General features: G+C 42.1%; 9 protein-coding genes and 2 pseudogenes. 6 read left to right on the plus strand and 5 right to left on the minus strand.

Translation table 11 applies throughout. The features are described from left to right. Nucleotides 1-321 precede the first annotated feature (321 nt). The gene (locus tag OGM63_RS02200) at nucleotides 322-1203 is read left to right on the plus strand and encodes a 2OG-Fe(II) oxygenase (protein WP_263743861.1); all 882 of its coding nucleotides are present in this window, start codon (nucleotides 322-324) and stop codon (nucleotides 1201-1203) included. Nucleotides 1204-1667: 464 nt separating this feature from the next. Here OGM63_RS02200 and OGM63_RS02205 read toward each other — a convergent pair whose 3' ends face one another. Further along, nucleotides 1668-1892: a hypothetical protein gene (locus OGM63_RS02205; RefSeq protein WP_263743862.1), complete on the minus strand. Its 225-nt coding sequence runs from the start codon at nucleotides 1890-1892 to the stop codon at nucleotides 1668-1670. A 4-nt stretch (nucleotides 1893-1896) separates the two neighbouring features. Between OGM63_RS02205 and OGM63_RS29695 the strand changes: the two are divergent. Beyond that, nucleotides 1897-2373, plus strand: a pseudogene (locus tag OGM63_RS29695) (XDD4 family exosortase-dependent surface protein); the annotation flags it as partial. A 61-nt stretch (nucleotides 2374-2434) separates the two neighbouring features. Here OGM63_RS29695 and OGM63_RS02215 read toward each other — a convergent pair. Then, the gene (locus tag OGM63_RS02215) at nucleotides 2435-2830 is read right to left on the minus strand and encodes a hypothetical protein (RefSeq protein WP_263743864.1); all 396 of its coding nucleotides are present in this window, start codon (nucleotides 2828-2830) and stop codon (nucleotides 2435-2437) included. Between the two features lie 778 nt (nucleotides 2831-3608). Between OGM63_RS02215 and grxC the strand changes: the two genes are divergently transcribed. Together grxC and gshB are read left to right on the plus strand one after the other, a co-directional pair. After that, nucleotides 3609-3881, plus strand: coding sequence for a glutaredoxin 3 (grxC, locus tag OGM63_RS02220; RefSeq protein WP_263743865.1), 273 nt, complete (start codon nucleotides 3609-3611; stop codon nucleotides 3879-3881). 114 nt (nucleotides 3882-3995) lie between these two features. Next, nucleotides 3996-4970: a glutathione synthase gene (gene gshB / locus OGM63_RS02225; RefSeq protein ID WP_263743866.1), complete on the plus strand. Its 975-nt coding sequence runs from the start codon at nucleotides 3996-3998 to the stop codon at nucleotides 4968-4970. 346 nt (nucleotides 4971-5316) lie between these two features. Here the strand turns inward: gshB and ftsZ are convergent, their stop codons facing one another. From ftsZ to OGM63_RS02240, 3 genes are all read right to left on the minus strand, one after another. Continuing rightward, complete coding sequence (gene ftsZ / locus OGM63_RS02230; protein WP_263743867.1) at nucleotides 5317-6597, minus strand: cell division protein FtsZ; 1281 nt, start codon at nucleotides 6595-6597, stop codon at nucleotides 5317-5319. 461 nt (nucleotides 6598-7058) lie between these two features. Beyond that, nucleotides 7059-7313: a hypothetical protein gene (locus OGM63_RS02235; RefSeq protein ID WP_263743868.1), complete on the minus strand. Its 255-nt coding sequence runs from the start codon at nucleotides 7311-7313 to the stop codon at nucleotides 7059-7061. A gap of 224 nt (nucleotides 7314-7537) precedes the next feature. Then, nucleotides 7538-8386 (minus strand): cell division protein FtsQ/DivIB, encoded by an 849-nt coding sequence (locus tag OGM63_RS02240; RefSeq protein WP_263743869.1) that lies wholly within the window; start codon nucleotides 8384-8386, stop codon nucleotides 7538-7540. A 1400-nt stretch (nucleotides 8387-9786) separates the two neighbouring features. Here OGM63_RS02240 and OGM63_RS02245 point away from each other — a divergent pair. Both OGM63_RS02245 and OGM63_RS02250 read left to right on the plus strand, forming a co-directional pair. Beyond that, nucleotides 9787-11130, plus strand: coding sequence for a P-loop NTPase fold protein (locus tag OGM63_RS02245; RefSeq protein ID WP_318528389.1), 1344 nt, complete (start codon nucleotides 9787-9789; stop codon nucleotides 11128-11130). A gap of 133 nt (nucleotides 11131-11263) precedes the next feature. Then, nucleotides 11264-12058, plus strand: a pseudogene (locus OGM63_RS02250) (eIF2A-related protein); the annotation flags it as partial.

A 12058-nucleotide genomic window follows, 5' to 3' on the forward strand; every position in this document is an offset into this window, starting at 1 on the left:
GAAAAACATTTTTACTCTACTAAACTTGAGAACTTTATGTGGAAATTAGTCATGACAAACTTCCACTCTTCATGCTAGAACCAATGATTACTGGGTAGATTAAGTAACTGGGCGAAACTAAACATAAAATACTGTTTTAATTCGTAGTGAGCGGTTTACCGCTCATAACATTTAAGCGGCTCTATCCCTTACTACCTGACAGAGCGTTTTTTTATGCTCATCTACTTAATAAACATTTTGACATTGAGGCTTGATATTAGCCTTTCAGCCTTACTGTTAACAACAGTCCCAGCTATCAACATTTAAAAGCAGGCATTTTTTATGCAATCAGCTTTGCAGCAGCTTGAATCCCAAAATGTCAAAGTTAAACTTCTTTTATCTGGAGGACACGAGTACACCGTTTATTTAAAATCAGATGCACCTGTACTGCATAATCTTTTAACAACTGTTGTAGCTCGTGCCTACAAGCAAGAATCTGCTTGTCATGGTTTATTTCAAATTCCCATGAGCGAAGGTAGTTCTCTGTTGTGTTTCCCTAGCGAACACCTAGTTGGTGTAGTGACAGAACCCCCTATTTTGGTACAGCAAATAGAGGAACTGAAACCGGAAAATGCGGATATTTTACCTTCTTATTGTGTCCAAATAGATAACTTTTTTCAACCGAAAGAATATAAGCGATTACTTGAATACGTTTTCAAAAAAGAGTCAGCATTCGTACCTACTAGTACTTCAACCAACGACGAAAATTATCGCCACTCAATGGTTCTCTATTCATTTCCCGAATTTTCTGAACTAATTTTCAATAAAATTCAAGCGATAATTCCTGATATCATAAGCAAATTAGAATTACCACCATTTTCTATATCTCAAATCGAAAGTCAAATGACTTCACATAATGATGGTAATTATTACAAAATTCACAATGATAATGGTAGTCAAGATACTGCTACAAGAGAACTCACCTACGTTTACTACTTTTATCAACAACCGAAGCCTTTCTCTGGTGGTGAATTGTTGATATACGACAGCAAAATTTCAAATAATTTGTATGTCAATGCAGAGACTTTCAAAACAGTAGAGCCTCGCAATAACAGCATTGTATTTTTTCTCAGCCGCTATATGCATGAAGTATTGCCTGTGAGTTGCCCATCCAAAGCTTTTGCAGATAGTCGCTTTACGATTAATGGCTGGGTTCGGCGATAAACCAATTCAGTAAAAACACTCTATATTACTATTCGGAATCTTTAACTTTAGGGAAGGCACTTGCCTTCCCTTATTTTTTTCATGCTTATCACAATAACTTGGCTAACTTTTGTCATTGATAGTCAACAGACTTTCCAACTTAATTAACAAAACTATTTGTCTAGATTTATATAAAGTTAATCTTTCAGTACAAATTAGAATAATTACTGAATTTATGTATTTTAAATAAATCTGTATAAACACTTATTTATTTAGCTGAAATCATAAAGTTTTTTTAATTTATTGTGAGATTAAATATTGAATGAAGCCGTTAAAAACTCATAGACAATCAACATTTTTGTGTGTCAATTTGTATTCATAAGCCGATTGTTGCAATCGTGACTTTAATAAATTTCTGTAGCCATAGATTGATTTCAGAGGAATTTTTTCAAGATGTCTCAAGCATATTCAAAAAAAGTAGTCGCTTATATAACGTTTGGTCTGCTGTCATTCTCCCTGGCTATGGGGTCACAAATGCAACAGGCAAGTGCAAAAACTAATAACGGCAACGGCAATGGCAACAATTCAACCCCAGCACCAGCACCAGCACCCGCACCCGCACCAGCACCCGCACCAGCACCAGCACCAGCACCCGCACCAGCACCCGCACCAGCACCAGCAACTAAAGCTACTAAAACTTTTTCAGCCACAGGAATCAATACTTATGACAAATCTAATGACCCTTTAGCAGCATCAGTCCTCTTTGATTACCTGAGCAATGGTCTATTGTCAGTAACCCTATCTAACACATCTTCAGTAGGCATCTCAAACCCTTCTGATGTTCTGACATCAGTCTTCTGGGACTATGCTGGTTCTCCGCTAAATAACTTATCGCTAGTTTCAGCTAAAGCCCCAACTGTAGTCAGCGGCTCCTCTATTGTCGGAACTAATGTCAATCTTCTTTCTCTAAATGAATGGAAATTGCCAAATACTAGCAATTCTGGAGGACTCCCTGGCATATCCCAACAGTATGGTTTGGGTACTGCTGGCTTAGGTATTTTCCAAGGCGGTGGTGGACAACAATTCAACTACGGCATTATCAACGGTTACTCTGCTGATGCAAATCCAGCTGTGAAGGGGGGGACTTTTGTTCAAGGTTCTGCCACGTTCCTTTTATCAGGGCTGACCTCTGACTTTGATGTAACCAAGATTGGCAACATCCGCTTCCAGTACGGTACATCACTAGCGGAAGCTAATATAACGCCAGCTCCCGCTCCAGCACCAGCACCAGCTCCTGCTCCAGCTCCCGCGCCGGCACCAGCTCCAGCTCCCGCGCCGGCACCAGCTCCAGCACCAGCACCAGCTCCAGCTCCCGCGCCGGCACCAGCTCCAGCACCAGCTCCCGCGCCGGCACCAGCTCCCGCGCCGGCACCAGCTCCCGCTCCCGCTCCCGCTCCCGCGCCTGCACCAGCTCCCGCTCCCGCTCCCGCGCCTGCACCAGCTCCCGCTCCCGCTCCCGCGCCAGCTCCAGCTCCCGCTCCCGCGCCTGCACCAGCACCAGCACCCGCGCCAGCACCAGCACCAGCTCCAGCACCAGCACCAGCACCAGCACCAGCTCCAGCACCAGCACCAGCACCAGCACCAGCACCCGCGCCAGCTCCAGCTCCAGCTCCAGCTCCAGCTCCAGGTGGAAATACTTATTATCAGCCCAAACCTCAACCGAAAAAAATACCGGAGCCTAGCACAACTGCCGCTTTAGGTTTGTTCGCTGTGGGTGCGTTGAAAGCACTTAAGAAAAAGACTCTAAAGCAAGATTAAATTCAGCTATTGTTTCAACCGAACATAAGCAAACCTAGTAGTTTTTTCAGCATGTATAACATGTTGCTTTCATAAACTTAACAAGACGGAGGTTTGGTTCTAAAGCAAGTCGCAAGCAATTGAGAAATTGGGTTGGAAGTGTATTTATAGTTCCAATCCGATTTTTTTATGGTTTGGTAGAAATATTATGCGAGGGCAGTGTATGCCTGATTCACAACACCGTTCCTCACGGTTAATACTGGATTTTTTTGGAGAAACAGAAATTAACCACGTATTATTGCTGAGGTAATTAATATTTTAAATGGAATATTATCGGTTTTGTTATCTGTCTACACAAACAAATAGTTAAAAATCCACAGTCAACAGTCACGCATTCAAAAGTTCAAAGTCAATAGACTATTCACCACTGACTGATGTTTATTTATGCTGATCTGACTTGAAAATGATGTAAAGGGGAAGGTAAGAAGAGATTTTCATTAAAAATGTACGCAATTTGTTCATGGCTATTTAGCAGCTTTAAAGGATTACCCCAAAACGGGATAGAGCAGCTACAACAGCCAATGACAAAGTTCTAAAATTAAGAAGCATCAAACTAAGTTGAGGGCGTTATGGCTGCTAAAGTAGAAATTTACACTTGGAGAACTTGTCCGTTTTGCATCCGTGCCAAAAGTTTACTGACGAAAAAAGGCGTTGAATTTGTTGAATACAGCGTTGATGGAGACGAGGCAGGACGCGATAAAATGGCTGAAAGGGCAAATGGACGACGCTCTGTGCCGCAAATTTTCATTAACGATCGCCATGTAGGTGGTTGTGATGATCTACACGCAATAGAAGCCCAAAGCAAGCTCGATGAGTTACTAGCTGCGACTAATAATGTCTAGGTTCCTCATATGAGTGCGATGTCTTGCGACAAAATGCTGTGTACATCGGTCAAATCGTCAGGAGATAATCTAAATTGATAACAGCGGAATTTCCTGGCGATTGAGGCATTAAGCGTGAAACTGGCTTTTATAATAGATCCCATCCAGACTCTTGACCCGTGTCATGATACCAGCGTTGCTCTGATGGAAGCAGCACAAATCTTAGGACATGAAATTTGGATAACTCAAGCAAATTTGCTGAGTGTGGTAGACAGCATTGCTTGGGCATTGTTAGAACGGGTGGAACTCGTACCAGTGCAGTTGGTGGAAGGACGCTATTTAGCGGCGAATCCTTGGTACAAATTAACTGAGCGTACCCTGACTAACCTGGAAACAATGGATGCCGTATTTATGCGGACAGATCCACCAGTTAATGTTCCCTATCTTTATGCTACCTACATTCTGGACTACATCGACCAAAACAAAACCCTGGTGATTAATAGTCCCAGTGGTATTAGAGCGGCAAACGAAAAAATGTATGCCCTCCAGTTTACCAAAGCAATTCCAGAAACTATTGTCAGCGCCGATAAGCAATTTATTCGGGAATTTGTCGAAGCAAAAGGTGCAGCAGTTCTCAAACCACTGGGTAACAAAGCTGGAGAAGGGATTTTATTTTTGCAAGCAGGCGATCGCAATTTTAACTCGATAGTTGAACTCAGTACCCTCCTCGGTCGAGTTCCAGTTATGGTGCAAACCTATCTACCCCAAGCAAAAGAGGGAGACAAACGAATTATCCTGCTTGATGGGGAACCGATTGGTGCCCTCAATCGCCTTTCTAGTGGAAGTGACTTTCGTAATAACATGGCAACTGGTGGTACAGTCGCTCAAACCGAAATTACCCTTAGAGAACATGAAATTTGCACCCAATTAGCCGAAACCCTACGTAAAGACGGCTTAATTTTTGTGGGTATTGATGTGATCGGTGGCTACCTGACTGAAGTCAACGTCACCAGTCCCACCGGAATTCGCGAAATTGATCGCTTCGACAACACCCACCTTGGTCAACAGGTAATTCAATGGGTTGAGCAAGCTCTACAAGGCAAAAGTTAAAAGGAAAAAGCCAAAAAAGAAAGCGTTTTTTAATTTATTTTTTTCCTTACTCTGTTTTCTCTGCGCGCTCCGTAGTGCAGTAGTAGAAGTGCAACCCTGACCCTCGGAACGCGATCGCGCTTTTCGTCTGGTAGAGAAGCGTCTCCCCCATGAAACTGTCGCTACAGCATAGTACAAGAGATCGCTCAAAAGTGAATGTAGCGATGGCTTTGCGAAAGCATAAGCGCTAACACACCTACTTAGTAAGCGCAAAAATTTCCCTTTTTGGGACAACTAATTATGGGACTACACGAGGCAATCACTTTAATCAAAACACCAGACAAGCATAAGCGCTAATGCTGTCAGCTTAAGGCTTGGGTCGCCGTCGTTGCAGAAACTCAGGAATATCCAATCCAGGTTTTTCTTTGGGATCTACAACTGGTGTTGGCTCTTTTACTGGTGGCTGAGGTGCTTGTCGTCTTGGTGGTGGAGTTACTACCCGTGCATTAGCTACGTTTTGCGGTGGTGTGCCTTGCATTTCACCTGTAAATCCCGTGGCAATTACGGTAAGTCTCACTTCACCTTGCAGTCTGTCATCAATCACCGCACCAAAAATAATATTGGCGTTGGGATCAACTACTTCGTAGATTGTTTCTGCGGCAGCATTCACTTCATGTAAGGTGAGGTCGCTACCACCAGTAATGTTAAAAACAACTCCTCTAGCTCCTTCAATAGAACATTCTAGTAAGGGGGAAGAAATAGCGGCGATCGCTGCTTCTCTGGCTCTTGACTTCCCGGAACTAACACCGATCCCCATCAGCGCAGAGCCTGCATCTGCCATCACCGCTCGCACATCGGCAAAGTCAACGTTGATCAAACCGGGGATCAAGATGATATCAGAGATACCTTGTACCCCTTGACGCAGCACATCATCTGCATAGCGAAAAGCCTCTTGCATCGGCGTTTGCTCTGGAATTACTTCTAGCAGCTTGTTATTCGGGATGATAATCAGCGTATCTACCCTACCTTTGAGAGCTTCAATACCTTGCTCGGCTTGGCTGGTGCGTCGGCGTCCTTCAAACAAAAATGGACGTGTTACCACACCAACTGTGAGAGCGCCCATTTCTTTGGCGATTTCGGCGACAATTGGCGCTGCACCCGTACCTGTACCACCACCCATACCCGCAGTGATAAACACTAAATCGGCACCTTCTAAAGCTGTAGCTATTTCGTCCCGCGATTCTTCAGCAGCTTTTTGACCAATGGCTGGATTGCCACCGGCGCCTAAACCGCGCGTCAGCTTTTGTCCTATTTGTAAGCGTTTGGAAGCCTGTGCTTGTGTTAAGGCTTGGGCATCGGTGTTTGTTGTCCAAAACTCTATCCCACTCACATCTGAGGCGATCATGCGGTTGACGGCATTTCCACCACCCCCACCCACACCAATTACTTTGATGTTGGCGACTCGACCGGGAACAATATCGCCAATTCGGGGATCTTCAGTAGGGATTCTTTTACTATCGTTATGTTGTCCGAAATTTAGTCCGGAATGATTAAAGGGATTGGTGGAGTTAACTGCTAGTGACATTCCTGGCTGTCCGGGTGACTGGGAGTTTTTATAACTAAGTTTTTGGTTATTATCAAGTGTCATTGGATTGAAAAGGGTAGATAAACGAATTTTTCAGGTGTTATTCACACAACTGAGTCAACTATATTTGACGATGCCATAATCTATGGCTATGTTCTTTCTTGTTCTCACTGATTGCAACCCTAACAGGATTAGAAAAGCGAAATTTTAGTCTTGGATCTACTATTAACGCACGCGATCGCCCCCATGTTGTCGATAAGTTGCCTCTAGACAACTGATCCCCTATTTCTATAGAACAGGGCAACGTTCCTGAAAGGAAGACTGGGTAACAGGGTGCCCTACGCGATCGCACACCCAATTCTAGAGAAGTATACCTATATTTACCTAAATTTGACCTGTATAACTTCCACTCCTTCTAAATATCTTTACTCCGATTTTTCTCCACATTTATTTTGTATCCCCAATTACCTCTTTTTTTTTCTCCTAATAAGTTATATTGGTGATTAAATTTACCATTATCACTCTTAGGAGTTATACCTGCGACCACTTGATATTTGCTGTAGAATATAAGATGGCACGAGTAATACAACCACCGATACCACCAATTCTTCCTCCTTGCCCCGCATAACTAAAAACCCCACCAACTCTTGTGTTTGACGCACTCCGTTGAGTAAAAGATTTAAAAGGCGGTACTCGCTGTTTTCCACCCCAGACAAGATCATCAGAATGTTTAACATGTTGCACCAGACACCTTCCAAGGCAGGAGGAAAAATACGCACTCACACATCTTCTCTCTTGACGCTGATGTTAGGGTAACAACAAGCGGGGTTTTACTCCCAAAAGAAAAGTTTTATAATTGTTTCTCCTATTGTAAGAGCGAAGTTAACGCCGATTTTTGTGTATGTTATGGGAAAACCAAAAATAATAAATATTTATTTATTTATTGGCATAAAACTTATTTATCGACTCTGAGCAATTGTTAGTTCTCACCCGTCCAATCTTTTTAACGAGTTTGAGAGTTGGACTTGACGATTTTTTGGTTCATTTGTACTAAAGGGGATTCCGGATTTTTCAGGTCGATATATTCTATCTGATTGGGATTAAGTTGTGTAGGTAAATGGCTCATTTGGGCGAGTACTTTGATTTGTTCGCTAATTTGGGGACTCACAGCACCGAGATGCACATATCCTAGTTCTGTTTTCAGAATTATATTTGTTGGATCTTGGCAATCAATTTCCATGACTTTAACGGAACTTTGGCTTACAGATTGATAAAGCTGATTCCAGTAAGGACGGTATTGTTCAAAGGAACCAATAACTATGAGACTGGGCAACTTGACGGTAGGGTTAAGTGATATGTATTTTTCTTGATTCATCCAAATTCCATTTGCATCTAGCAACCCCGTTGATGAAGCAATGTTTGCGTCAAGAGTGAGAGTTGCTTGGTGATGCCTTTGCGCGATCGCCACAGGTACTCGCTCCTGAATATCAATAATTAATCCAGGTGGAAACAGACGACGCTTAACGCTTGCTTTGGCAATAGTTGGTTGTTTTGTCAAAGAGTCAGCGATCGCCGAGGGTTCAATCCTCCATAAAGACTGTGGATAGGATAATACCAGCAGTGAAGAGATCGCTTCAGGAGAAAGTGAGCGTGAACCTGAAGCGATCTGAATTTGTTTGGGAGTAGAAAGCACCCACATCGGTTGACTTGCCACCCATAGTAAACTACCTAACAGACTAGTAACGCCAAGGGTTCGCCAAATAGCCTGAATAATTTTCATTTGCCGTTGCCGACGTAATTTATGACGCCTCACTTGCAAATCCGTGCGGGAAACTGATACCAAGCCAGCCATTCAAACTCCTTTCACACATGGAACTATAAGAACGTTGATACGCTTGTACGGTCAATTAATTTAAGTAAACGCACTTAAGCTTTGTTATAAGCCCTGATCTTCCAGACTTTTTTCAGTATGCATGTAAAACTTTACAATAACCACACAACGATAAAGATTATGGTGCTTGTAATTTGAACTGAAGTGAAAGGAAGGCTGTTTTGAATTAGGACCCAATGTAGCTCTATAAAGTGCGATCGCTCTAGTGCGTTCCCCATTTGTGAAAGGAAGGCTGCGGGTTGTCTAGGGGCAACCCCTCGGCAAGATACGGGCGATCGCAGCCCTCATCGAGCGATCCATAAAAATAAATGCTTTTCTTTGTGTGTCAAAGAGTGCTAGTGGAGTACTGAAGATTTAGTATTTATTTCTTCTCCCTTGGCAAAGTGCCTCTCTATGAGGGAGAAGGAAAGACGCGTTGCGCGTTGGCAAGATGCTTACCTGCGCTCAAAGATCACAACATAGGTATTTACCATAATTTCAATTTACTTTTCACAAATGAATAATAGCGGTTCTGGCAGGAACTTGTTAGACAAGGACACTTGCGAGTTGGGTTTTTTCAGGAATAAGTATCAATTTACACTATTATTAGTTGGATGTATGTATTAAAATTGCCTGAAAAATGACAGTAAATCTATTCGAGGGAGCCATCAAAATAAAGCGTTTTTTCTGTGTGTTTACGCGACATTTTACACGAGGGATGCCACTCAGCAGAAGAATCCGCTTCAGTGTCGATGTGTCGTTGCCACAATACCTATAAGCAAAAAAAAGAGAACAAGCAAACAACAGCATTTATTTATTGGCATTGTCCTCATTTTGAATTTGGATACCAAGCAAAAAATCAACCAAAAAAAGATTGCCTAACTTGTATGAAGAAGTGATATTTCGTACATAAATTTCTAGAAAATTTTTCCGAAAAAATATTGCAAATTTTTATTTAGACATGTAATATCTAATATATACTTAAGTATATTTAACAGTAGGACAAAATAATTGTATTGCCATGATGTAAATTATTCGCATCTTGCTAAAATTCATACCTGTCCCACTTAATCGGCATTTATTTATATAAGACGAACGAAGATTATACCGAGAAGTAGGTTTATGTGCCAGATTAACCGAGTTACAGAAGATTTGTGAAACTTCAAATTGTTAAAACGGCAACAGTATCTGTAAAAATAACAGATAAAATTAATGTATCAGGGACAACAAATAAATCTCTGCTTGAGTATAATAGTTGCTGTTGAAGTGCGTCTGTCGCATCCAGAACTGTTCTTCTTGAGACCTAACTTGTGAGTTAATCATCAACCACAATTTGAGTTAGAGATTATTTGTATATAAACGTACAAGCTAATTGCATCTACATGAAAACCACACTAAATTTGTCAACTTTTTATAAAGCCTGTAACCCCAGCTACACCTTAAATATGAGTAATGCGCTGGATCGGCAGTATTATATAGATTTTTCGGATGTACGTGGTTGCAAGATTGTTGAAGAGTTGCAACGGACAATCGTGCGTATTTCTCCGGATGAGCCGACCTGCCAGTTATTTACGGGTCATATTGGCTGCGGTAAATCAACAGAATTGCAGCGTCTCAAAGCCGAGTTGGAGTTAGCGGGATTTCATGTCGTTTATTTTGAGTCAAGTCAAGATCTGGACATGGCGGATATAGATATTAGCGACATTTTGCTAAGTGTAGCCCGTCAAGTCAGTGTGAGTTTAGAAGCGATCGGCATCAAACTGCAACCAGGTTACTTTGCCAACTTGTTTAAAGATATTGGGGATTTTTTGCAAACACCCATACAGTTATCAGCAGAGGCAGAGTTTTCTTTAGGTATTGCGAAAATCAGCGCCAAAGCGAAAGATAGCCCTCAGATGCGTACTCAACTGAGGCAATATCTGGAACCGCGTACCAATAGTATTTTGCAAGCAATTAACGAAGAAGTCTTAGACAAAGGCATAGAACAGCTAAAACTGAGAGGTCAAAAAGGACTGGTTGTGATTGTTGATAACTTGGATCGAGTAGATATGCGTACATTAGCATCCGGGCGATCGCAACCAGAGTATCTCTTTATCGACCGAGGGGAACAACTGCGTCGGCTCAAATGCCATCTAGTTTACACAATTCCCCTACCATTACTTTTCTCCAACGAGTACGAAACATTAAAAAACCGCCTGGGGGGAGGTATTGCTCCCAAAGTCTTGCCAATGGTGTTGGTGCGGCAAAGAGATGGTATTGACTACGAACCAGGTATGTCACTACTGAGCCAACTAGTATTAGCCAGAGCCTTTCCTCAAGTTCCTTGGAATACCAGACCCTCGTTAATAGCCGAATTATTCGACGATCCAGAAACACTAGATCGTCTATGCCGAGTGAGTGGTGGTCACATCCGTAACTTACTAGGACTGCTTTATAGTTGCCTGCAACGGCAAGACCCACCTTTTACTAGAAACTGTTTAGAAGCGGTGATTAAAGATTACCGCGACGATTTGCTGTTAGCGATTAACGAAGAAGAATGGGAATTGTTATTTGAAGTAGTACACCAGCAAAGCGTTCAAGGTGAGTCTGATTACCAAAGATTACTGCGAAGTATGTTGATATTTGAATATCGCGATCGGATCGGACGCTGGTTTGGCATCAGTCCTGCCTTGGCAGAAACAGAAAAAGTTGTGACTTGGCAGCAGCAAAATAAGACAAAAGTATAAGCGCTTCTAAGCCATGCATCTCTAGTCTTAGCTGTATATACAAGAACTGATAAATTCAAACATACTGTAGCGCGTATGTTTGAATCTTTGATGTGGCATTTTTTCTCTTTATTTAATAGCCCAGTTTTTAGTTATGACATGGCAATTAACACAGGCAAGCAAACAAAGCGAGAATCAGCATTCTCTACAAAGGTTGATTCGGGCGATCGCACTCTCAACAAATCAATTTGCCCTGATTTTAGTTAGGTGCAATTATGAGCAATTACGCACTTCAATGCTGGAGCATCTGCGCTTTCTCACCAAAGATATCAATTTACGAGAAATTTTTATTCAGCCTTCAACTACTGCCTTACACACCACAATAATATCAGAACTATTTCTAGATAATCCTACCGTTGCCACAGATTCATTGCCCTCAGCTGTGATGATTTCTGGTCTAGAATCAGTAATTGACCTCGAAGACCTACTCACTAACATCAACCAAGCACGAGATATCTACGCTGCGAGTCTTCCTTTTCCATTAGTTTTATGGCTACAAGATGAAGTAGCAACATCGCTTTCTCGGTTAGCACCCGATTTTAAAAGTTGGGCAGCAACCACCATTAAATTTGAAATGGCTGCATACGATTTAATTACTTTAGTGCAGCAAGAAACAGAATTTATCTTTGCCAAAGTTTTAGAAGCTGGTGCCGAAAAGTTTTTATCTAATGCTGATCTTGATTTAGCTCTTCATACTCAACATCGTCGTGAAATTGAGTCAGCCCGTAATGATTTGCAACGCTTATATAACATAACTTTAGAAGCAGAATTAGAAGCGAGTTTAGAATTCGTGCTGGGTCGCGACGAATACACCGACGACCAAATAGGTGATGCTTTAATTCATTATCAAAAAAGTTTAGCATTTTGGAAGGAGGCAGGGGGAGTGGGG

Origin of the sequence: Plectonema radiosum NIES-515, from assembly GCF_025753815.1 — a bacterium.
Lineage (GTDB): Bacteria > Cyanobacteriota > Cyanobacteriia > Cyanobacteriales > Nostocaceae > Hassallia > Hassallia radiosum_A.